Below are 22,090 nucleotides of genomic sequence, written 5' to 3' on the forward strand. Positions count from 1 at the left end.
TTTATGTTTATAAAGTAGGAAGCGCTTTTCTGTGGATAGATCCATACAGCCCAATGGCCACGTAGCTTTCAGCGTTTTAAAAAGCTGTGATGATCCTGCCGTTAGCCTGTTCGATAGCCGTAGACAGCCTGTGGATGAAAGGGGTAGTTATCCACAGGGCGATTTATCCTCAGTTTTATCACCGGGTTATGGACCGGGCTTAGGCCCGGTTTTCCACAGGGCTTAGACGGGAAAATAACTCAATTTAAAACGGAGTTTGGCTAAGGCAACGACTGCCTGAAGGATGCAATCGTGAAGTCGTTGGACAGGACAGGTCGTCCAAGTCGCAGGATGGGGTAGGTGCAGAGGAGAGATTTGCATCAGCCGGAGAAGCTGAAGGAGATACTCAGGAGGGCGCTGATCGATTTTTTTGCAGCGATTTACCCGCTGACTCATAGGAGCTGTTCATAGCCCATACGAGTCAACGTAACCCGGGAACGTCCCCCGAATGTGCTGCGTTCTACGGATCTTTTGAACTAGGCGCTGCTGAGCTGGAACGGATCGCCGTCCAGCTCACCGGGGGAAGACGGTATCTACTTGCCGATACAGAAGCTGGAGAATATCCGTCCGAGCAGATCGTCAGAGCTGAACGCTCCGGTGATTTCGCCCAGAGACTGTTGCGCCAGGCGCAGGTCTTCGGCGAGCAGCTCCCCGGCGCCTGCCAGGGTCAGCTGAGCGTGACCGTGGTCGAGGTGGGTGGCGGCCAGGCGCAACGCCTCCAAATGCCGCCTGCGGGCACTGAAGCTGCTCTCGGCAGTCTGTTCGTAGCCCATGCAGGCTTTCAGGTGCTCACGCAGCAGATCCAGACCGTCGCAGGACCTAGCCGAGAGGCTGATGGTCACATGGCCATCGTTGCCGACTTCCAGGGCAATGGCTTCGCCCGACAAGTCCGCCTTGTTGCGAATCAGGGTGACTTTGCCCTGATCGGGACGTTGAGCGAGAAATTCCGGCCATAGCGAGAACGGATCGTCGGCTTCTGGAGCAGTGGCATCGACCACCAGGAGAATACGGTCGGCTTCGCCAATGGCTTTCAGTGCGCGCTCGACGCCGATCTTTTCCACCTGATCCTCGGTGTCGCGCAAACCGGCGGTATCCACCACATGCAGCGGCATGCCGTCGATGTGGATATGTTCGCGCAGTACGTCACGGGTGGTGCCGGCGATCTCGGTGACGATGGCCGCTTCGCGCCCGGCCAGGGCATTGAGCAAACTGGATTTCCCAGCATTTGGCCGACCGGCGATCACCACCGTCATGCCATCGCGCAGCAGTGCACCTTGGCCGGCTTCGCGCAGCACGCCGGCGAGGTCTGTGCGTACGCCCTCGAGCAGGTTGAGCACATGGCCATCGGCAAGAAAGTCGATTTCCTCTTCGGGAAAGTCGATGGCTGCCTCGACGTAGATCCGCAGGCTGATCAAGCGTTCGGTCAGGCCATGCACGCGCCGCGAGAACTCGCCTTGCAGCGAACGCAGGGCATTGCGTGCAGCCTGTGCCGAGCTGGCTTCGATCAGGTCGGCAATCGCTTCGGCCTGGGCCAGGTCGAGTTTGTCGTTGAGGAATGCACGCTCGCTGAACTCGCCGGGACGGGCCTGGCGAGCGCCGAGTTGCAGGCAACGGCGCAGGAGCAAGTCGAGCACCACCGGGCCGCCGTGGCCTTGCAGTTCCAGTACATCCTCGCCGGTAAAGGAGTTGGGCCCGGGGAAGTACAGGGCCAGGCCCTCATCCAGCACCTGCTCGGCATCGGCAAAAAAAGGGCCGTAATGGGCATAACGAGGTTTCAGTTCACGTTGGCAAATCGCTAGGGCCAGTTGCCCGGCCAAGGGACCCGAGACCCGCACGATGCCGACGCCACCACGGCCCTGGGCTGTGGCAACGGCGGCAATGGTTTCACGGACTGCTGACATGCTGGACTCCAAACGCTGGATAGCAAGACGCCCCACGATGGGGGCGTCTTTTTAACGGCTTGCTCGAGCTTGGAAGCTCCGCCTTATCAGGCCGCAGCCGCCTTGGTTGCTGCTTCAATCTTGCGCGTAATGTACCACTGCTGAGCGATAGACAGGCAGTTGTTGACCACCCAGTACAGCACCAGGCCGGCCGGGAACCAGAGGAAGAAGAAGGTGAAGATGATTGGCATCATCTTCATCACCTTGGCCTGCATCGGATCCGGCGGTGTCGGGTTGAGCTGCTGCTGGATGAACATGGTGGCGCCCATGATAATCGGCAGGATGAAGAACGGATCCTTGATCGCCAGGTCGGTAATCCAGAACATCCAGGGTGCCTGACGCATTTCCACGCTTTCCAGCAGGGTCCAATACAGGGCGAGGAACACCGGCATCTGTACCAGGATCGGCAGGCAACCGCCTAACGGGTTGATCTTCTCTTTTTTGTACAGCTCCATCATGCCCTGGGACATCTTCTGCTTATCGTCACCCAACTGCTCTTTCAGCGCGGCCAGTTTCGGCGCGACGGCACGCATGCGCGCCATCGACTTGTAGCTGGCGGCAGACAGTGGGAAGAAGATCAGTTTGATGATGATGGTCAGCACAATGATCGACCACCCCCAGTTACCCAGGATGCTGTGGATATGTTCCAACAACCAGAAGATCGGTTGCGCGAGGAACCACAGAATGCCGTAGTCGACGGTCAATTCCAGCCCAGGGGACAGGGTTTTCAGGTGACCCTGGAGCTTCGGGCCGGCATACAGAATCGCACTGACTTCGCCTTGTGTGCCGGGAGCAACCTGAACGGCCGGACCGGTATAGCCGACAATGTAATTGCCTTGGCTGTCTTTGCGGGTCTGGACCTGATTGGTGCTGCCTTTTTCGGGAATCCAGGCCGTGACGAAATAGTGCTGCAGCCAGGCTACCCAGCCGCCTTCGACGGTTTCCTTGAAGGGCTTCTTGTCGATATCTTTCATCGACACTTTTTTGTACGACTCTTCGGTTGTCCAGAGCGCGCCACCCAGGTAGGTAGCGGTGCCAGTGGCAGTGGTCGACGAGGGATCGTCACTGCCATCGCGCTTGAGTTGAGCGAACATATTGCCGTTCCAGGCCTGGCCACTCTGGTTGTCGATCAAGTAGCTGACGTTCATCTGGTAAGACGCAGGGTCTACGCAACCCGGCTTCTTCAGCTGTTGTTCTGCGGCCGAGCACTCGGGATTCAGACCGCGGGTGAAGGTAAAGCGCTTGGTGTAATTGACACCGTCTTCGCTGAGCTTGAGGTCTACCTGCAGTTGGTCCTGGCCTTCAGCCAATTTATAACTCTGCTGGTCGCTGCTCCACAGGGCACGACCGCTGGATTTGTCCGGCGCACTGGTGCCGATCAAACCGCTTTGCGCCAGATAGGTGCGCTCGCTGCCATTATCAAACAGCTGGAACGGCACATCCGGGTGGTCTTGCCGGCGCGGGTACTGCGGCAAACGCAGCTCTACCACATCACCGCCACGTGGATCGATGGCCAGATCCAGTACGTCGGTTTTCACTCGAATCAGTTGATCACTGACGGCCACTGGGGCAACGCTGATAGAGCCTGATTCGGCGGCAGGGGCTGCAGTCGGTATGTCGTCACCGCTGGCTGTTTGGGCGCGGGCAGTGGTATCTGGCAAGCTCGGAACGGTACTGCTGACTGCTGCAGTCTGAGTCGGCAGGGCAGCTTGACCGTAGTCCTGGTTCCACTGGAGAACCATCATATAGGACACGATTGCCAGGGCGACGATCAGGATCGAGCGTTGAATATCCATGATTATTCGGCCATCGAAGAGGAACGGGAGGGTTTCGCGGGGGGAACCGGGTCGTAGCCACCGGGATTCCACGGGTGACAGCGGCCGAGCCGGCGCAATGCCAGCCAACCACCACGCATGAGGCCTTGTTGTTCGATGGCTTCATGCGCGTAGCAGGAGCAGCTTGGATAAAAACGACAGTGGCTGGCCATCAAAGGACTGATGGCATAGCGGTAGAACTGGATTGGAACCAAGGCCAGTTTACGCATGGGGACTGTCGTTTATCCCGATAGGGGTAGAAGTTTCCGGGCTTGGTTTGTTGCGTGCCAGGCGTTTCCAGAGCTTGCCGAACTGGAGAGCCAGTTCGGCATTCTGCAGATCGCCCAGGCCTTTACGCGCAACCACTACGATGTCCCAACCGACCAGGTTGTCCTGGTTGAGGCGGAACGATTCGCGGATCTGGCGTTTCAGGCGATTGCGTTCAACCGAGAGCTTGACGCTCTTCTTGCCGATCACCAAACCCAAACGGGGGTGGTCAAGCTGGTTGCTACGCGCCAGCAGCAGGACATTTTTGCCCGGAACTTTGCCGCTAGGGGAGTCGAAGACTGCCTTGAATTGTCGGGGGTTAGCAGACGCTTTTCCCGACTGAAGTCTCGACTCACCAAAATACCGAAATTTAGACGGCGAGACGCTTACGGCCCTTGGCGCGGCGACGCGACAGGACAGCACGGCCGCTTTTGGTGGCCATACGAGCACGGAAACCGTGAGTGCGAGCGCGTTTGATAGTGCTGGGTTGGAAAGTGCGTTTCATGGCGTGTTACCTGGCTGTCGACTACGGGCCGGAATGGCCCCCGTTTTAAGAGACCGGCGATTCTAGAGAAACACGAGGGTCAGGTCAATTTCCAACCAGCATTTTCGTTAATAAAGAATATAGAGAAGAGAATATTTAAAGCTTTTCTGTAATGTTAATAACTATTAGTAAGCCGCTTTTCTGTGCATAAGTGCCTCTGGCCCTTTATTCATGAAGCTTACAGAGCAGGGTAAGTCTGTCAGGAAGACGTGCAGCGGCTGTGTGAAGGCAGCGGATAAGCTGGGGATGGAATGCCATGTTATCCACAGCTGGATTCATGCACCACTTGTCCCCAGGCTTATCCGCCGGGCTTAAGCGGGGTTATCCACAGAGTTAAATTTACCGCTATCGACCAGTGGTATGGCCGATGACTGGCACTGGGTATCTCACCAGAGCGGCCGTTACGTGTGGATAACTCGGTCTTCGGCAGCTACAATGGCGGCTGTTTTTTGCCTCGCCGCTTTCCTATTTAGGGGTTATCCGTGTCCGTTGAACTTTGGCAGCAGTGCGTAGAGCTTCTGCGCGATGAACTGCCTGCCCAGCAATTCAATACCTGGATCCGACCGCTGCAGGTTGAAGCCGCAGGCGACGAGCTTCGCGTCTATGCACCGAATCGTTTTGTGCTTGATTGGGTCAATGAAAAGTACCTGACGCGGCTGCTGGAATTGCTCGCCGAACGCACCAATGGCATGGTGCCGGCACTGTCCTTATTAATAGGCAGCAAACGCAGCAACGCTCCTCGCATGGCTGCCGCGCCTGCGCCAGTCGTGACCAGTAGGCCAGCGCCGCCGCCCAGGGCCGCTCCTGCACTATCAGAGCCCTCGCGCTCCAGTTTCGATCCGATGGCAGGGGCTGCCAGCCAGACCGCTCCTGCGCGCACTGAGCGCACGGTACAAGTGGAAGGTGGCCTCAAGCACACCAGCTACCTGAACCGTACCTTCACCTTCGACAACTTCGTCGAGGGCAAGTCCAACCAGTTGGCCCGCGCGGCGGCCTGGCAGGTGGCGGACAACCCCAAGCACGGTTACAACCCGCTGTTCCTTTATGGCGGTGTGGGCCTGGGCAAGACCCACTTGATGCACGCGGTGGGCAATCACCTGTTGCAGAAGAACCCCAATGCCAAGGTGGTGTACCTGCATTCCGAGCGCTTCGTTGCCGACATGGTCAAGGCGCTGCAGTTGAATGCGATCAACGAGTTCAAGCGTTTCTACCGTTCGGTGGATGCCTTGCTGATCGACGACATCCAGTTTTTTGCCAAGAAGGAACGCTCCCAGGAGGAGTTCTTCCACACCTTCAACGCGCTGCTCGAGGGCGGCCAACAGGTGATTCTGACCAGTGACCGCTACCCGAAGGAAATTGAAGGCCTGGAAGAGCGCCTGAAGTCGCGCTTCGGTTGGGGCCTGACGGTGGCGGTGGAACCGCCCGAGTTGGAAACCCGGGTGGCGATCCTGATGAAGAAGGCCGATCAGGCCAAAGTCGATCTGCCACACGACGCAGCGTTCTTCATCGCCCAGCGCATCCGTTCCAACGTGCGTGAGCTGGAAGGCGCACTCAAGCGGGTGATTGCGCATTCGCACTTCATGGGCCGTGACATCACCATCGAGTTGATTCGTGAATCGCTGAAGGATCTGTTGGCGCTGCAGGACAAGCTGGTCAGCATCGACAATATCCAGCGCACAGTCGCCGAGTACTACAAGATCAAGATTTCCGATCTGCTCTCGAAGCGCCGCTCGCGCTCGGTGGCGCGACCGCGACAAGTGGCGATGGCGCTGTCGAAGGAATTGACCAATCACAGCCTGCCGGAGATCGGTGATGCCTTCGGCGGCCGCGATCACACCACGGTATTGCACGCTTGCCGTAAGATTGCTGAACTTAAGGAGTCCGACGCGGACATCCGCGAGGATTACAAGAATCTGCTGCGTACGTTGACCACTTGATTACGCCACTCCACTAGGCAAGGGACTAGACCATGCATTTCACTATTCAACGCGAAGCCTTGTTGAAACCGCTGCAACTGGTCGCCGGCGTCGTGGAACGCCGCCAGACCTTGCCGGTTCTGTCCAATGTGCTGCTGGTGGTCGAAGGCCAGCAACTGTCGCTGACCGGTACCGATCTCGAAGTCGAGTTGGTGGGACGGGTGAGCCTGGATGAACCGGCAGAGCCCGGTGAAATCACCGTACCGGCGCGCAAGCTGATGGATATCTGCAAAAGCTTGCCAAATGATGCGCTGATCGACATCCGCGTCGACGATCAGAAGTTGCTGGTCAAGGCCGGACGTAGCCGTTTCTCCCTGTCGACCCTGCCGGCCAATGACTTCCCCACCGTCGAGGAAGGCCCGGGTTCGTTGACCCTCAGTCTGAGCCAAAGCAGATTGCGCCGCCTGATCGAGCGCACCAGTTTTGCCATGGCGCAGCAAGACGTGCGCTATTACCTCAATGGCATGTTGCTGGAAGTTCAGACCGGTATTCTGCGCGCAGTCGCCACCGATGGTCATCGCCTGGCCATGTGCTCGATGGCCGCCGAGATTGAACAAACCGAACGGCATCAGGTGATAGTGCCGCGCAAGGGTATTCTCGAGTTGGCGCGTCTGCTGACCGAGCAGGATGCCAACGTCAGCATCGTCCTCGGCCAGCATCATATTCGGGCGACCACCGGTGAGTTCACCTTCACCTCCAAACTGGTCGACGGCAAGTTCCCGGATTACGAGCGTGTGCTGCCGCGCGGTGGCGACAAACTGGTGGTCGCCGATCGTCAGGGCTTGCGCGAAGCGTTCAGCCGCACCGCTATTCTCTCCAACGAAAAGTACCGCGGTATTCGTTTGCAATTGGCCAGCGGCCTGCTGAAAATTCAGGCCAACAATCCTGAGCAGGAAGAGGCCGAAGAAGAGATTGCCGTGGACTACAACGGCAATCAGTTGGAGATCGGTTTCAACGTCAGCTACCTGCTCGATGTCCTGGGTGTAATGACGACGGAACAAGTACGCCTGATTCTGTCCGACTCCAATAGCAGTGCTCTGGTGCAGGAAGCCGATAACGACGATTCCGCCTATGTCGTTATGCCCATGCGTCTGTAACTGCTAAATGTCCCTCACCCGCGTCATGGTCACCGCGGTGCGCAATTTGCACCCGGTGACCCTCTCCCCCTCCCCGCGTATCAATATCCTCCACGGCGCCAATGGCAGCGGCAAAACCAGTTTGCTGGAAGCCGTACATCTGCTTGGTTTGGCACGCTCATTTCGCAGCACACGACTACTGCCAATGATTCAGTACGAGCAGCAGGCCTGTACTGTATTCGGTGAAGTGCAACTGGCCGATGGCCGACAAAGTAGTCTGGGTATTGCCCGTGATCGTCAGGGTGAGTTGCAGATTCGCATCGATGGGCAGAATGCGCGCAGTGCGGCTCAGTTGGCTGAAGCGCTGCCATTGCAATTGATCAATCCGGACAGTTTCCGCCTTCTCGAAGGCGCCCCCAAGGTGCGTCGGCAGTTTCTCGACTGGGGAGTGTTCCACGTGGAACCTCGCTTTATGCCGGCGTGGCAGCGCCTGCAGAAGGCCCTGCGGCAGCGGAACTCGTGGCTGCGGCATGGTACACTTGACGCCGCTTCGCAGGCGGCCTGGGACCGTGAGCTATGCCTGGCCAGCGACGAGATCGATGGTTATCGACGAGCCTATATCAAGGCCTTGAAGCCGGTGTTTGAGCGCACACTAGGCGAGTTGCTCGAGCTGGAAGGATTGACCCTCAGTTATTACCGCGGCTGGGACAAGGAACGTGAACTGAACGAAGTGTTGGCCACTTCCCTGCTCCGCGATCAGCAAATAGGTCATACCCAGGCCGGCCCTCAGCGCGCGGATCTCAGATTGCGTCTGGCAGCCCATAGTGCTGCGGAGATATTGTCGAGAGGTCAGCAAAAGTTGGTCATTTGTGCCCTGCGCATTGCTCAGGGCCATTTAGTAAATCAGGCCAAGCGCGGGCAGTGCGTTTATCTGGTGGATGACTTACCGTCAGAACTGGATAAGCAACATCGCCACGCCTTGTGCCGTTTGTTGGAAGACTTGCACTGCCAGGTGTTCATCACCTGTGTAGACCATGAATTGTTGAGGGAAGGCTGGCGCACGGATACGCCCGTTGCCATGTTCCACGTGGAACATGGCCGTATCACCCAGACCCACGACCACCGGGAGTGAAGCATGAGCGAAAACCAAACGTACGACTCCAATAACATCAAGGTCTTGAAAGGCTTGGATGCCGTACGCAAGCGCCCTGGCATGTACATCGGCGATACCGATGATGGCAGCGGTCTGCACCACATGGTATTCGAGGTGGTCGACAACTCGATTGACGAAGCGTTGGCTGGGCATTGCAGCGACATCACCATCACCATCCACCCGGATGAATCCATCAGTGTGAGCGACAACGGTCGCGGCATCCCGGTGGATATTCATAAAGAGGAAGGTGTTTCCGCCGCCGAGGTCATCATGACCGTGTTGCATGCCGGCGGTAAGTTCGATGACAACTCCTACAAGGTCTCCGGCGGCCTGCACGGCGTGGGTGTCTCGGTGGTCAACGCCCTTTCCGAGCATCTGCTGCTCACCGTGCGCCGCAGTGGCCACATCTGGGAGCAGACCTACGTGCACGGTGTGCCACAAGAACCCATGCGTATCGTTGGCGACTCCGACACCACTGGCACCCAGATTCACTTCAAGCCATCCTCCCTGACCTTCGCCAATATCCATTTCAACTGGGATATTCTGGCCAAGCGTCTGCGCGAACTGTCGTTCCTCAACTCGGGTGTCGGCATCGTGCTCAAGGACGAGCGCAGCGGCAAGGAAGAGCTGTTCAAGTACGAAGGTGGCCTGCGCGCCTTCGTCGAATACCTCAATATCAACAAGACTGCGGTCAACCAGGTGTTCCACTTTACCTTCCAGCGTGAAGATGGCATCGGTGTCGAAGTGGCCTTGCAGTGGAACGACAGCTTCAACGAGAACCTGCTGTGTTTCACCAACAATATTCCCCAGCGCGATGGTGGCACCCACCTGGCCGGTTTCCGTTCGGCGCTGACGCGTAACCTGAACGCCTATATTGAGCAGGAAGGTCTGGCCAAGAAGCACAAGATCGCCACCACCGGCGACGATGCCCGCGAAGGGTTGACCGCGATTATTTCGGTGAAGGTACCGGACCCAAAATTCAGCTCGCAGACCAAAGACAAGCTGGTCTCCTCCGAGGTCAAAACCGCGGTCGAGCAGGAAATGGGCAAGCACTTCTCGGACTTCCTCCTGGAGAATCCGAGTGAAGCCAGGGCCGTGGTCGGCAAGATGATCGACGCCGCCCGTGCCCGTGAAGCCGCGCGCAAAGCGCGTGAGATGACCCGGCGCAAAGGTGCCCTGGATATCGCCGGCCTGCCCGGCAAACTGGCCGACTGCCAGGAAAAGGACCCAGCGCTGTCCGAACTCTACATAGTGGAAGGGGACTCCGCGGGCGGTTCTGCCAAGCAGGGCCGTAACCGCAAGACCCAGGCTATCCTGCCGCTCAAGGGCAAGATCCTCAACGTCGAGAAAGCCCGCTTCGACAAGATGATTTCCTCCCAGGAAGTCGGCACGCTGATCACCGCGCTGGGCTGTGGTATCGGTCGCGATGAGTACAACATCGACAAGCTGCGTTATCACAACATCATTATCATGACCGACGCCGACGTCGACGGTTCGCACATCCGTACCCTGCTGCTGACCTTCTTCTTCCGTCAGTTGCCGGAACTGGTCGAGCGCGGCTACATCTATATCGCCCAGCCACCGCTGTACAAGGTCAAGAAGGGCAAGCAGGAGCAGTACATCAAGGACGACGAGGCCATGGAGGAGTACATGACCCAGTCGGCCCTGGAAGATGCCAGCCTGCACGTCAACGAAAGTGCACCCGGTTTGTCAGGCGCTTCGCTGGAGCGGCTGGTCAATGACTACCGCCTGGTAATGAAGACCCTCAATCGCTTGTCGCGGCTGTACCCGATCGAGTTGACGGAACACTTCGTCTACATTCCACGCGCCAGTAGCGAACAGTTGGCGGACAAGGATGCCATGCAAGCCTGGCTAGGCCTGCTCGATGCTCGTCTGAAAGACACGGAGAAGTCCGGTCTGGGGTACAAGACCAGCCTGCACGAAGACCAGGAGCGTCACCTGTGGCTACCGCGGGTCGAACTGATTTCCCACGGGGTATCCAGCTACATCACCTTCAATCGCGACTTTTTCGCCAGTAACGACTACAAGACCGTCACCAGCTTGGGCGACCAACTGAACAGTCTGCTGGAAGAAGGCGCCTACGTGCAGCGCGGCGAACGCAAGAAGGCGGTAACCACCTTCAAGGACGCCTTGGGCTGGCTGATGACCGAGAGCACTAAACGCCACAGCGTTCAGCGCTACAAGGGTCTCGGTGAAATGAACCCTAACCAGCTGTGGGAAACCACTATGGACCCCGACGTACGGCGCATGCTCAAGGTGACGATCGAAGACGCCATTGGCGCGGATCAGATCTTCAACACCTTGATGGGCGATGCCGTAGAACCACGCCGCGAATTCATCGAGGCCAATGCCCTGGCGGTTTCCAATCTGGACTTCTGATTGTTTGTCGATGGGTGCATAAACTGTCATGTTTGTGCGCAATTGTTGTCATGATCAGAACGAAAACCCCGGCCAAAAGCCGGGGTTTTTCTTTTTGTGATCATAGGGTTACAAGTAACGTGGCGAGATCAGGCTCGTGTACTGACAGTAGATATCCGTGAACCGAGGGAAATCCGGTGTGTTGGCCATGAAAAGTCTGATGGTGTGACACCGCGTGGGAAATTTTCCAGATTACCCAGGGGTAAACAGCGTCCAATAGTTTCAACACCCGGGATGTACAACCATCCGGTCTTTTGGCCGGAGAATCTGGGTGTTATCAATGGACATCATTGCCGAAATGCGAAGGTGGGATTTGGCCAGTGGCCAGAGCATCAGCGCCATTGCCCGTAGTCTTATGCTGTCGTTCGTCTGCCGGAGCAAGCCGGGACTGCCCGCAGAGGGCTGGCCTGCTAAAGATGGAGATGCCAGAAAGCACTGAGGGGAGCCATTGGCTCCCCTCTAATAATTAATCCGTGCTTTGTTTTTATGTTTAGCGATCTGTTGTTGTTATTAGTGATCGGCAACTTTTTCATCAGATCCCCAAGAGGGATCAAGGGCAAACGTATTTTTTTGGTTGCTGGTACTGACCTTGTCACTAGGTGATCCAACCAGAACGAGCTACCTCAAGGTAGATTTATTCTTTTAAAACTGGTTGCCGGAATGAAGTCCCGAAAGCGTACCCTCTCCAAAAAAATCTGTTTGCTACTTCTCTGCGGTTTTGTTGTTGTTATGCCAGAGTCGAGATGTTTTTCTTTTTGCTGCTTTTGTTGTTGTTCTACCATTGAAAGAGCACAGCGCGTGCCAGCTTTAAAATATGTTTATAAATCAATAGATTGGTAAATTGCCACTGTTTCTGCCAGGTAGACGTGTGGCTGATCTGTTTCCGTATCACTCAGTTACGTTACCTGTGGATGGCGGTCGTAACACCGGACGCTCGGCCGCCAGTGTTGGGCGGTGTCACTCAGGGCGATGGGTCGTCGGACGAGCAAGCGGTTGGGCTATAGCGGTGGTGTAGCCGAGCCGGCGTTTTGCAAGGTAGTTGTCGCGTCAGCCGTGTTTCTTATGCCGCTATTCTCAGTGCCGGTTGCAGTCTCTCTGGGTTGAGTGTGACAGCCCCGATAGGCTGCCAATTTCGAGTGTTGCCTGACCAGCGATGCGGGTGCTGATGGCGGGCTTGCTGGTACAGCGCGTGGCGCTTGGCCAGCACCTCTTGATCCTCGCCGCGATGACGCTGTGCCGGGGTTACGAAGCGGATACGGCTGTGGCGGTGCTCATGGTTGTACCAGCGGATAAAGTCGCGCACCCAGCTGCGTGCTGCATCCAAATCTGTAAAGCCATCCTTGGGCCATTGCGGGCAGTATTTCAGGGTTCGAAACAGCGATTCCGAGTAGGGATTGTCGTTGCTTACTCGGGGTCGTCCACGCGATGGAGTGATGCCGAGATCGTAGAGTTTACTCAGCAGCGCCACCGATTTCATCGGCGCACCGTTGTCCGAGTGCAGCACCAAGGGCTGACCCACGCAGCGCTCGGCCAGCACGGTGCGCTGCATCAGTTCGGCCGCCAGTTTGCCGCTTTCTTGCTCGTAAACCTCCCAGCCCACGCCCTTGCGGCTGTAGATATCCTCGATCAAATACAGGTAGTAATACTTTCCGCGCACCGGCGATGGCAGGTAGGTGATGTCCCATGACCAGACCTGATTGCTCTTCGTTGCACTGTGCGTGGTCGGCGCCGCGTGCTTGTGCGGCGCATGGCTGCGACCGCCGCGGCGATGTTGCTGATTGGCGGCCTTGAGGACGCGGTAGAAGGTCGCCTCTGAGGCCAGGTAACGGCCTTGATCGGCCAGCCGTGGCACGGTCTGGCTAGGCGGCAAGCTGGCGAATGGCGCGCTGTTGCACACTGCCAGGATGGTGCGGCGCTCGTCCTCACTCAGGGCGTTCGGCGGCTGTGGCCGTACCGTGGTGGTGCGCACATCGGCCAGCATCACCGGCGTCAGCGCGCAGCGACAGTCCGATCTCTGCGCAGGCCACCGCCTTGCGCGCACCAGAAGCGACGGCATGGTTAAACCGTTCAACGAGTTGTTGCCGTTCTGGCAGCGAGGTCAAACGTCCTCGTTGTCGTTTCCCCAGAAGGCATTCATCTTTTTTCGCAGCACCAAGATCGCGGCGGTTTCAGCCAGTGCCTTGTCTTTGCGCCGCAGCTCGCGCTCCAGTGCGGCTATGCGCTTCTTGTCGGCACGCGCCTGATCCCGATCGGCTTGACGCTGCGCTTGGGCCGACAGCTGGCCACTGATGCAGGCTTGGCGCCATGCGCTGATTTGCTCAGGGTACAAACCCTTGCTGCGACAGTATTCGCTGAGCTCGATCTCGCTCAAGGTGGCCGCATGCAGCACCGCCGCGAACTTGGCTTCAGCGGGCCAGTTATCGGCTTTGGTTTTGTCTCCAGGCACTACTGCGCCTCCTGCTTTGAGCTTGGTACGCCAAGCATACAGCGTCGCTTCGGGGACGCTTTCTTGGCGCGCGAGCTCAGCTACGGAGTGGTTTAGTGGCGGGAGTAACTTGTTCAGCAGGGCAGCTTTACGCTCAGGTGAATAGCTCGACATTGCAGCTCTCTTTGACGCCCCCAATCTATCGTTTTGATAAATCCACTGAGGCGACAACTAGCCTGACACCGGGGGCTCGTGCCAGCTTTAAAATATGTTTATAAATCAATAGATTGGTAAATTGCCACTGTTTCTGCCAGGTAGACGTGTGGCTGATCTGTTTCCGTATCACTCAGTTACGTTACCTGTGGCTGGTGGTCGTAACACCGGACGCTCGGCCGCCAGTGTTGGGCGGTGTCACTCAGGGCGATTGGTCGTCGGACGAGCAAGCGGTTGGGCTATAGCGGTGGTGTAGCCGAGCGAACATGCCGCCTGTAGGAACCTGCCGCCAGTCAGGCAAACCAACAGGTCAGGCAAGAGAACCACGCCGCTGGAATCGCCTGGGTCAAGCCGATGATCCCCTCCCCCTCAACTAATCACTCGCACAGTGGCGTGTCCTGGCCGGCTACAGGATAAAAGACGTCGCCTACAGGAATGCGTGGAGTTGCAGCGAACGACAGGATAACGATGACAGCTGAGCGTGCTTATGACGCAGCCAGCCCTGGAGCTAAAGATGTTGGCCGTAGGTTCAACCGCCGAGATGAACTTGCCATAGCCGCCGCTCGAAGTTGAGCCGTGGTTATGAGTCGCTAGGACCGCACCGCGGTACCCAAGCAGGCAAGCGCCAATCCGCAAGCAGTCCATCAAGCCATTACAACTACAAGTACAACGCTACAGCCGACCTGCAGGTTGATCCCGACCCGCAGCATCAGGCAAGGCGTTAGGCATGGGATCTCTATGAATATTGTTTTGTCCGGCGCGATCATCACGCTATTGCTCATCACCCTGTTTGTTCTGATGCGTTGGGGTAATCAGCGCTGTCATGGTTCGGAGCCAGTGGGGTTGTTGACCTTCATGGCCATCCTGTTTACCTCGGGCCTGGACATGGGCCTGATCATATTTCCGTTGACCGAGTTTCCGGTCTACGCCAAGGATGCGGAATATCAATTCTCCAACCCATTGGCCGTCGAGTTCGGCTTCTGGGGCTTTCTGATTTGGGTGTTTTACTTCATCACCACCTTTTACTTCTGTGTGATCGAGCCACGGGTGAAGTTCTTCGAACTGAAACCGGTGAAGATCATCAACAATTTGGTGATCATCTCGACCTGCGCCTTCACGGCTTACCTGTTCCTGGTGAATATCGCCTGGTATGCACCGGAAGTCGGCGAGGGCTGGGGTTACCTGGTGGTCTTCCTGATTCTGTTGGCGGCGGTTTATTCGAGCACCGATCTCAAGTACCTGAAGATCTTGAGCGTGGCCTCGACCTGGTTGTTCTTCGCCCTGATTGCCGGGATGTGGTGGCTGATGGATGCCGATGCAGGCTATGTGGCCGAGGCGGCTTCGGCGATCGGCACCGGCTATTTCGCCAAGCTGCATGAGTTCGTCCTGCCGCTGAGCGACTACCACGCCTTCTATCTGTTCTGGTGGTTTGCCTGGAGCGTGATGATCGGGCAGTTCGTGTCGCGCTTTGTCGGCGGCCTGAAGACCTATCAACTGCTGCTGGCACTGCTGATCATCCCGTCCATTCCGTTGGCGATATGGTTTTCCGTGCTGTACTACTACTTCGCCAACGCCATTGAGATCACCCTGCTGTTGAAGCTGGCGATGGTCACGGTGGGGATTATCTTCGTGATCAATTCGGTCGATTCGCTGGTGCGCTTGTACACCGACAACCTGGGGATCAAGGTCGAGAAACTGGGGCGGCCGAAGTTCATTTTGCTCAACGTGAGTGTCCTGGCCGCCTTGGTCCTGCTGTTCAAATTCACCCCGTTCGAAATTCAGTCGGTGGGGCTGGTGGTGATTGCCCTGTATGCCGCGGCCATCGCGACCATCATGTGGCGGCATCGTCCGGCGTTGGCGTCGATCAATGGCTGAAGAGTGGGCTGTTGGGGGTATGAACTGAACGGTATATCGAGCTTCGCTGCAGTCGAATAAAGCAGCCCTCGGGTACCTGGGGCTGTTTTATTCCTTGGGCTGCCCTGGCGGCCGACTCACCGACTCTAGGCCATTGGCGGTACCCACCAGTAACGCACGAAGTGGAAGAATATCGGTGCGGCGAAACACACCGAGTCCCGGCGGTCGAGCATGCCGCCATGGCCTTCGATCATATGGCCCCCATCCATCACCCCGCGATCACGTTTGATCGCCGACATCAGCAGGGCGCCGGCGAAACCGAGCAGGTTGAGGGTCAGGGCCATCAGCGCCGCCTGGCAGAAGTTGAACGGGGTGATCCAGCCCAGCAGCGCGCCAACCAGGCAAGCCAGGCTGACACCGCCGATAAAGCCTTCCACGGTCTTCGAGGGCGACAGGCGTGGGACGATATGTGTTTGCCTAGCAGTTGCCGCACAGGTATTGCAGCACGGCGTGTACTTCGCACATCGAGATGCCCCAACATCGAGTGGGCAGATCAGGCCGCTTCGGCCAGACCTTGGCGCACGCGGTGGTAGAGGGTGTCGAACAGTAGGGCGAACGGCAGATACAGGGGCTGGCGGCGATCAGGTTGGAGAGTTTGTTGAGGTAGGCGCCGAGCTTCGACTGCTTGCGAATTCATGGGCGAGCATGCCGTCCATGGCGTTGAGCGTCATGCGTAGCAGCATCCATAGCGGGATCAGGGCGAACAGCCAGGCGTGTTGATGGAAGGTCGCCAGAAGGCTGCCGAGCAGCAGCGCAATCATGGCCACTGTCAAAGTCACCTGATTGGCGCTCACGCCTCTGGCGTAGAGGTGCTTTACCCCGGGGCGCAGCAGGTTGTGGACGTGTGGCTTGAGTTGGTAAATGGAGCGCAACGGCCTGAATCCCCTTCAGTGCACAGGAGGGGCGAGTCACTTAGGCGCTTTGTATGTCCTGACCGTGCGTCAGTGCCGGATTAGCGCTGCGGTTGAAAACTTATACCCAGCTGGCGAGCTTTTCATACCTTTGACAAAGGTATTAATAATCAGCTAGTTATGCCGGATAAATGAAGCTATTCAATATTTTGTGCACAGCTTATCCACAATTTTAAAGAATGCGGCGGATTCTCAATGGTATTGAATCTGCTGGTTGGTTAGATGCTTTCGCGGGTGTCGCAAGCGGTACCTTCGGCGGCCAGGGCACCGATATCGCGCTGTGCCTGGCTGATCCAGGCGAAGGCGCGCTCGTTCAACGCGGCAATTGCCCGCGGGCCTGTGCCCTCGGCGTGCATGGCCGGGCCTATTACCACCTGAATGGTACCGGGGTTTTTGCCCCAGCCCTGCTTGGGCCAGAACTCGCCGGCGTTATGGGCGATGGGCAATACCGGCAGGTTGGCGTTGACCGCCAGGGAGGCGCCGCCACGGGAGAATTTGCCGATCTGGCCGGTGGCAATCCGTGTGCCTTCCGGGAAGATCAACACCCAGGCGCCCTGCTCCAGGCGCTCGTGGCCCTGTTTGGCCAGTTGCTTGAGGGCGGCTTTGGGATTGCTGCGGTCGATAGCGATGGGTTTGAGCATGGCCATGGCCCAGCCGAAGAACGGCACATAGAGCAACTCGCGCTTGATCACCTGGCTCAGGGGCTCGAACAGCGCCGAGAGGAAAAAGGTCTCCCAGGTGCTCTGGTGCTTGGCGAGGATCACGCAGGGCCGTTGCGGGATGTTCTCCAGGCCGGTGACTTGGTAGCCAATACCCATCACCACCTTGGCCAGCCAGACGGCGCACCGGCACCAGGTCTGATTGACGAACCGGTAGCGCGCCCGAAACGGCAGGAAGGGCGCGACGAATACGCTGAGGATGCACCAGAAGCATGCGCTGGCAGACAGCAACAGGTAGAAAAGGAAGGTTCTGAGGGTCTGCAATATCGACATGGGAGCGGTTACCGTCCTGCTTTCTTTCAGTGGATAAGTTGGCTGGCGACCGCCGCCAGATCATCAAATACCAGGGTTCCGGCAGGTAATGGCTGGGCCAGTGTCAGCAGGCCTTTACCGGTCTTGACCAATACCGGCTGACAATCGACGGCAAGCGCGGCGTTAAGGTCACCGCTGCTGTCGCCGACGAACCACACCCCGGCCAGGCTGACGCCGTAATGCGCGGCTATCTGCTGGAGCATACCGGGCTTTGGCTTGCGGCAGTCGCAGCCGTCATCGGGCCCATGCGGGCAATGCACGATCAGTCCCAGCTCACCGCCCTGCTCGGCGACCAGTTGGCGCAAGCGCGCGTGCATCGCGTCGAGCGCGGTCTGAGCGTAATAGCCACGCGCCAGCCCGGACTGGTTGGTGGCAACCGCCACTGTCCAGCCGGCCTTGGACAAACGAGCGATGGCGGCGACGGCTCCAGGCAGTGGAATCCACTCGTCGAGGTTTTTGATATAGGCGTCGGAGTCGTAATTGATCACGCCGTCACGGTCGAGAATCAGCAGTTTCATGGGGCGTCCGTAGCCGGGTTGCGGTGGTGGCCGCAACCCGGCGAAGGTGGTGGTGGGTATCGCTGTGCTCAACTCATCCTACGATCAGGCAAGCGTCAGCTCAGCACCGAGATATCGGCCACGCCGAGGAACAGGCCACGCAGCTTGGCCAGCAGGGCATAGCGGTTGGCCCGCACCGCCGGGTCTTCGGCGTTGACCAGCACCGACTCGAAGAAGGCGTCCACTGGCTCGCGTAAACCGGCCAGTTGCGCCAGGGCGGCGCTGTACTGACGCGCCTCGGCCAGTGGCAGCACGGCCTGCTCTGCCTGCTGGATGGCGGCGTTGAGGGTGAACTCGCTCGGCGTATCGAAGTGGTGGGCCTGGATGCTCGCAGCGACCTGACCCCCGGCCTTGCTCAGCAGATTCGACACGCGCTTGTTGGCGGCGGCCAGGGCGGCTGCTTCAGGCAGGGTGCGGAAGGCCTGCACGGCCTGCACGCGCTGGTCGAAGTCCAACGGCGAGACCGGGTTGACCGCCCGCACGGCCTGATAGACGGCGACATCGACGCCTTCGTCTTCATAACGAGCGCGCAGGCGGTCGAAGATGAAGTCCAGCACCTGAGACGCCAGATCGCCGGCTTTGACCTTGCCCTCGAACTGTTCGATGGCGAAGGCGATGGTGGCCGCCAGATCCAGATCCAGTTGTTTCTCGATCAGGATACGCAGCACGCCCAGGGCCGCTCGGCGTAGGGCATAGGGGTCCTTGCTGCCGGTGGGCAGCATGCCGATGCCGAAGATGCCGACCAGGGTGTCGAGCTTGTCGGCCAGGGCCACCGCGGCGCCGGTCAGGGTGCTCGGCAATTCTGCACCGGCACCGCGCGGCATGTATTGCTCGTTGAGCGCCAGGGCGACGTCTTCCGGCTCGCCGTCGTGCTTGGCGTAGTAATAGCCGGCGATGCCCTGCATTTCCGGGAACTCGCCGACCATCTCGCTGGCCAGGTCGCACTTGCACAACAGGCCGGCGCGCGCGGCACGGCTGGTATCGCCGCCGACGCGCTGGGCGATGAAGCCGGCCAGGGCGGACACCCGCTTAGCCTTGTCGTAGACCGAGCCGAGCTGGGCCTGGAATACCACGTTGGCCAGGCGCTGGTTGAGGGTCTCGAGCTTGTGCTTCTGGTCCTGCTTGAAGAAGAACTCGGCGTCGGTCAGGCGTGGGCGCACCACCTTCTCGTTGCCGGAAATGATCTGCTGCGGATCCTTGCTTTCGATATTGGCCACGGTGATGAAGCGCGGCAGCAACTTGCCGTTGCCATCGAGCAGGCAGAAGTATTTCTGGTTGTCCTGCATGGTGATGATCAGCGCTTCCTGCGGCACCTCGAGGAAGCGTTCCTCGAAGGAGCAGACCAGCGGCACCGGCCATTCGACCAGGGCGCTGACTTCATCGAGCAGCGCAGGCGGCACTATCGCGGTGCCCTGCTGCTCGCTGGCCAGTTGCTCGATGCGCGCGGCGATCTGCGCACGACGCTCGGCGAAATCGGCGATTACATAGGCGCTGCGCAGGTCCTCGGCGTAGTTGGCCGGTGCCGAGATGCGCACTTCCTGATTGGCGTGGAAGCGGTGACCGCGCGAGACCCGACCGGACGTCTGGGCGAGGATTTCGCAATCGATCACGTTGTCGCCGAACAACATCACCAGCCACTGGCTCGGACGGACGAATTCGGTCTTGCGTGCGCCCCAGCGCATGCGCTTGGGAATCGGCAGCTCGTTCAGCGAGGTTTCGACGATGCCCGGCAGCAGGCCGGCGGCGGCCTGACCAGGGATGCGCTGGCTGAATCGCAGCTTCGGCCCAGTGCGGTCGATCTCGGCCAGGTCGACGCCACATTTCTTGGCAAAGCCCAGCGCCGCCTGAGTCGGCTTGCCCTCGGCGTCGAAGGCCGCTTGCAGGGGTGGCCCATCGAGGTTCTGGGTGCGATCGGCTTGTTGCTCTTCAAGCTGCTCGACCAGCACCGCGAGACGGCGCGGTGCGGCGTAGTAGCGCACCTTGCCATAGCTCAGTCCGGCGCCTTTCAGGCCTTTTTCGATACCGGCGAGGAAGGCTTGACCCAGGCTGTTCAAGGATTTTGGCGGCAGCTCTTCGGTGCCCAGTTCTACCAGGAAATCGTGCGCACTCATTCTGCTGCCTCCAGCTTGGCTAAAACTTCATCGCGCAGGTCGGGGGCGGCGAGCGGGAAGCCGAGTTTGCGTCGCGCTTGCAGGTAGCTCTGCGCCACGGCGCGAGCCAGGGCGCGTACGCGCAGGATGTATTGCTGGCGCGCGGTCACCGAAATGGCGCGGCGGGCATCCAGCAGGTTGAAGGTGTGCGAGGCCTTGAGCACCATCTCGTAAGTCGGTAGCGGCAGTTCCAGCTCGATCAGGCGATTGGCTTCCGACTCATAGAAATCGAACAGCTCGAACAGCTTCTCGACGTTGGCGTGCTCGAAGTTGTAGGTCGACTGCTCCACCTCGTTCTGGTGGAACACATCGCCATAGGTGACCTTGCCGAATTTGCCGTCGGTCCACACCAGGTCGTAGACCGAGTCGACGCCCTGAATGTACATGGCCAGGCGTTCCAGGCCGTAGGTGATCTCGCCGGTCACCGGGTAGCACTCGATGCCGCCGACTTGCTGGAAGTAGGTGAACTGGGTGACTTCCATGCCGTTCAGCCAGATTTCCCAGCCCAGACCCCAGGCGCCGAGGGTCGGCGATTCCCAGTTGTCCTCGACGAAGCGGACGTCGTGTACCAGCGGATCGATGCCGATGGCCTGCAGCGAGCCGAGGTACAGCTCCTGGAAGTTTTCCGGGTTGGGTTTGAGCACCACCTGGAACTGGTAGTAATGCTGCAGGCGGTTGGGGTTCTCGCCATAGCGGCCGTCAGTCGGACGCCGCGAGGGCTGCACGTAGGCGGCGTTCCAGGTCTCTGGGCCGATGGCACGCAGGAACGTGGCAGTGTGGAAGGTGCCGGCGCCCACTTCCATATCGTAAGGCTGCAACACCACACAACCTTGCTCGGCCCAGTACTGCTGCAGGGTGAGGATCAAGTCTTGGAAGGTGCGCACGGCAGGCGTAGTCTGGCTCACGGAAAATTCACCTGTTGGGGCTGCGACAGAAAGGGCGGGAGTATACCCCAATCGACGCGGCCTCCACCGCCCTGGAAGGCCCTATGCCGCGTTGCTTCTGGTGTACCGACGACCCGCTCTACCAGGCCTATCACGATCAGGAATGGGGCGTGCCGCAGCGCGATCCCCAAGCCCTGTTCGAGTTATTGCTGCTGGAGGGCTTTCAGGCCGGCTTGTCCTGGATAACCGTGCTGAAGAAGCGCGAACGCTACCGTGAGGTGCTGTTCGGCTTCGACGTGCAGCGTTTAGCCGCTATGAGCGATGAGTATCTGGAAAGCCTGATGCAAGACCCCGGCATCATCCGCAATCGCTTGAAACTCAAGGCCGCACGGCAGAACGCCCAGGCCTGGCTGCGGCTGGAGGATCCGCTGGCGCTGCTCTGGTCGTTCGTCGGCGGTCAGCCGAAGCTCAATCACTTCAGCCAGCGCAGCCAGGTGCCGGCCATCACCGAGGAGGCCGAAGCCATGAGCAAGGCGCTGAAGAAGGCCGGCTTCACTTTCGTTGGCCCGACCATCTGCTACGCCTATATGCAGGCCACGGGGATGGTCATGGACCACACCACCGATTGTGACCGCTATGCCGCGCTGTGCCGTGCCTAGCGGAGATGGTGTGACCCCGTAGGGCGGGTGCAACCCGCCTGGATCATCCGCGAGACTGACGGGTTGCACCCGCCCTACGTCCCAACCCAAACCACGCG

14 protein-coding genes and 4 pseudogenes are annotated in these 22,090 nt (G+C 58.8%); 6 read left to right on the forward strand and 12 right to left on the reverse strand.

Features of this window, described 5'->3' with window-relative positions:
• Window positions 1–572 precede the first annotated feature (572 nt).
• The 5 genes and pseudogenes from mnmE to rpmH form a co-directional block, all read right to left on the reverse strand.
• A complete protein-coding gene (gene mnmE / locus B2D37_RS18635; protein WP_079204097.1) occupies window positions 573–1,940 on the reverse strand; it encodes a tRNA uridine-5-carboxymethylaminomethyl(34) synthesis GTPase MnmE in 1,368 nt (455 codons plus the stop codon).
• A gap of 86 nt (window positions 1,941–2,026) precedes the next feature.
• Window positions 2,027–3,775, reverse strand: coding sequence for a membrane protein insertase YidC (gene yidC / locus B2D37_RS18640; protein WP_079204098.1), 1,749 nt, complete (start codon window positions 3,773–3,775; stop codon window positions 2,027–2,029).
• 2 nt (window positions 3,776–3,777) lie between these two features.
• Window positions 3,778–4,023 (reverse strand): membrane protein insertion efficiency factor YidD, encoded by a 246-nt coding sequence (gene yidD, locus B2D37_RS18645; RefSeq protein WP_079204099.1) that lies wholly within the window; start codon window positions 4,021–4,023, stop codon window positions 3,778–3,780.
• Window positions 4,016–4,416, reverse strand: a pseudogene (rnpA, locus tag B2D37_RS18650) (ribonuclease P protein component). Before rnpA ends, yidD begins: the two are co-directional and overlap by 8 nt.
• 14 nt (window positions 4,417–4,430) lie before the next feature.
• Complete coding sequence (gene rpmH, locus B2D37_RS18655) at window positions 4,431–4,565, reverse strand: 50S ribosomal protein L34 (RefSeq protein ID WP_079204100.1); 135 nt, start codon at window positions 4,563–4,565, stop codon at window positions 4,431–4,433.
• Between the two features lie 521 nt (window positions 4,566–5,086).
• Between rpmH and dnaA the strand changes: the two genes are divergently transcribed.
• The 4 genes from dnaA to gyrB are packed head-to-tail and all read left to right on the forward strand — an operon-like array spanning window position 5,087 to window position 11,209.
• Window positions 5,087–6,541, forward strand: coding sequence for a chromosomal replication initiator protein DnaA (gene dnaA, locus B2D37_RS18660; RefSeq protein ID WP_079204101.1), 1,455 nt, complete (start codon window positions 5,087–5,089; stop codon window positions 6,539–6,541).
• 32 nt (window positions 6,542–6,573) lie between these two features.
• Window positions 6,574–7,677: a DNA polymerase III subunit beta gene (gene dnaN, locus B2D37_RS18665; RefSeq protein WP_079204102.1), complete on the forward strand. Its 1,104-nt coding sequence runs from the start codon at window positions 6,574–6,576 to the stop codon at window positions 7,675–7,677.
• Between the two features lie 7 nt (window positions 7,678–7,684).
• Window positions 7,685–8,788 carry a DNA replication/repair protein RecF gene (gene recF / locus B2D37_RS18670; protein ID WP_079204103.1) on the forward strand — a complete coding sequence of 368 codons (1,104 nt, stop codon included), beginning with the start codon at window positions 7,685–7,687 and terminating at the stop codon, window positions 8,786–8,788.
• Window positions 8,789–8,791: 3 nt separating this feature from the next.
• Entirely contained in the window at window positions 8,792–11,209 is a 2,418-nt protein-coding gene (gene gyrB / locus B2D37_RS18675) for a DNA topoisomerase (ATP-hydrolyzing) subunit B (RefSeq protein WP_079204104.1), read from the forward strand.
• Between the two features lie 1,099 nt (window positions 11,210–12,308).
• Here gyrB and B2D37_RS18680 read toward each other — a convergent pair.
• Window positions 12,309–13,847 (reverse strand): annotated as a pseudogene (locus B2D37_RS18680) (IS3 family transposase).
• 777 nt (window positions 13,848–14,624) lie between these two features.
• Between B2D37_RS18680 and B2D37_RS18685 the strand changes: the two are divergent.
• Window positions 14,625–15,761, forward strand: a complete 1,137-nt coding sequence (locus B2D37_RS18685) for a choline transporter (RefSeq protein ID WP_079204105.1) — start codon at window positions 14,625–14,627, stop codon at window positions 15,759–15,761.
• Window positions 15,762–15,886: 125 nt separating this feature from the next.
• Here the strand turns inward: B2D37_RS18685 and B2D37_RS18690 are convergent.
• The 6 genes and pseudogenes from B2D37_RS18690 to glyQ form a co-directional block, all read right to left on the reverse strand.
• Window positions 15,887–16,250 (reverse strand): annotated as a pseudogene (locus B2D37_RS18690) (phosphatidate cytidylyltransferase); the annotation flags it as partial.
• A gap of 94 nt (window positions 16,251–16,344) precedes the next feature.
• Window positions 16,345–16,672, reverse strand: a pseudogene (locus tag B2D37_RS18695) (CDP-alcohol phosphatidyltransferase family protein); the annotation flags it as partial.
• A 257-nt stretch (window positions 16,673–16,929) separates the two neighbouring features.
• Entirely contained in the window at window positions 16,930–17,703 is a 774-nt protein-coding gene (locus B2D37_RS18700; protein WP_079204107.1) for a 1-acyl-sn-glycerol-3-phosphate acyltransferase, read from the reverse strand.
• Between the two features lie 26 nt (window positions 17,704–17,729).
• On the reverse strand, window positions 17,730–18,260 hold the full coding sequence (gene gmhB, locus B2D37_RS18705; protein ID WP_079204108.1) for a D-glycero-beta-D-manno-heptose 1,7-bisphosphate 7-phosphatase: 531 nt from the start codon (window positions 18,258–18,260) through the stop codon (window positions 17,730–17,732).
• Window positions 18,261–18,355: 95 nt separating this feature from the next.
• Entirely contained in the window at window positions 18,356–20,410 is a 2,055-nt protein-coding gene (glyS, locus tag B2D37_RS18710; protein WP_079204109.1) for a glycine--tRNA ligase subunit beta, read from the reverse strand.
• The gene (gene glyQ, locus B2D37_RS18715; RefSeq protein WP_079204110.1) at window positions 20,407–21,354 is read right to left on the reverse strand and encodes a glycine--tRNA ligase subunit alpha; all 948 of its coding nucleotides are present in this window, start codon (window positions 21,352–21,354) and stop codon (window positions 20,407–20,409) included. Before glyQ ends, glyS begins: the two co-directional genes overlap by 4 nt.
• 83 nt (window positions 21,355–21,437) lie before the next feature.
• On the opposite strand from glyQ, the gene B2D37_RS18720 reads away from it, so the two are divergent.
• Window positions 21,438–21,992, forward strand: a complete 555-nt coding sequence (locus B2D37_RS18720) for a DNA-3-methyladenine glycosylase I (protein WP_079204111.1) — start codon at window positions 21,438–21,440, stop codon at window positions 21,990–21,992.
• Window positions 21,993–22,090 lie beyond the last annotated feature (98 nt).

This window comes from Pseudomonas sp. CC6-YY-74 (assembly GCF_002025205.1).
Taxonomy (GTDB): domain Bacteria; phylum Pseudomonadota; class Gammaproteobacteria; order Pseudomonadales; family Pseudomonadaceae; genus Aquipseudomonas; species Aquipseudomonas paeninsulae.

Excerpts from the sequence above, each read along its gene's own strand:
- B2D37_RS18685 (WP_079204105.1), top strand. The coding sequence starts at position 14,625 with ATGAATATTGTTTTGTCCGGCGCGATCATCACGCTATTGCTCATCACC.
- yidD (WP_079204099.1), bottom strand. The coding sequence starts at position 4,023 with ATGCGTAAACTGGCCTTGGTTCCAATCCAGTTCTACCGCTATGCCATC.
- gyrB (WP_079204104.1), top strand. The coding sequence starts at position 8,792 with ATGAGCGAAAACCAAACGTACGACTCCAATAACATCAAGGTCTTGAAA.
- recF (WP_079204103.1), top strand. The coding sequence starts at position 7,685 with ATGTCCCTCACCCGCGTCATGGTCACCGCGGTGCGCAATTTGCACCCG.
- rpmH (WP_079204100.1), bottom strand. The coding sequence starts at position 4,565 with ATGAAACGCACTTTCCAACCCAGCACTATCAAACGCGCTCGCACTCAC.
- glyS (WP_079204109.1), bottom strand. The coding sequence starts at position 20,410 with ATGAGTGCGCACGATTTCCTGGTAGAACTGGGCACCGAAGAGCTGCCG.
- gmhB (WP_079204108.1), bottom strand. The coding sequence starts at position 18,260 with ATGAAACTGCTGATTCTCGACCGTGACGGCGTGATCAATTACGACTCC.
- yidC (WP_079204098.1), bottom strand. The coding sequence starts at position 3,775 with ATGGATATTCAACGCTCGATCCTGATCGTCGCCCTGGCAATCGTGTCC.
- B2D37_RS18720 (WP_079204111.1), top strand. The coding sequence starts at position 21,438 with ATGCCGCGTTGCTTCTGGTGTACCGACGACCCGCTCTACCAGGCCTAT.
- B2D37_RS18700 (WP_079204107.1), bottom strand. The coding sequence starts at position 17,703 with ATGTCGATATTGCAGACCCTCAGAACCTTCCTTTTCTACCTGTTGCTG.
- dnaN (WP_079204102.1), top strand. The coding sequence starts at position 6,574 with ATGCATTTCACTATTCAACGCGAAGCCTTGTTGAAACCGCTGCAACTG.
- mnmE (WP_079204097.1), bottom strand. The coding sequence starts at position 1,940 with ATGTCAGCAGTCCGTGAAACCATTGCCGCCGTTGCCACAGCCCAGGGC.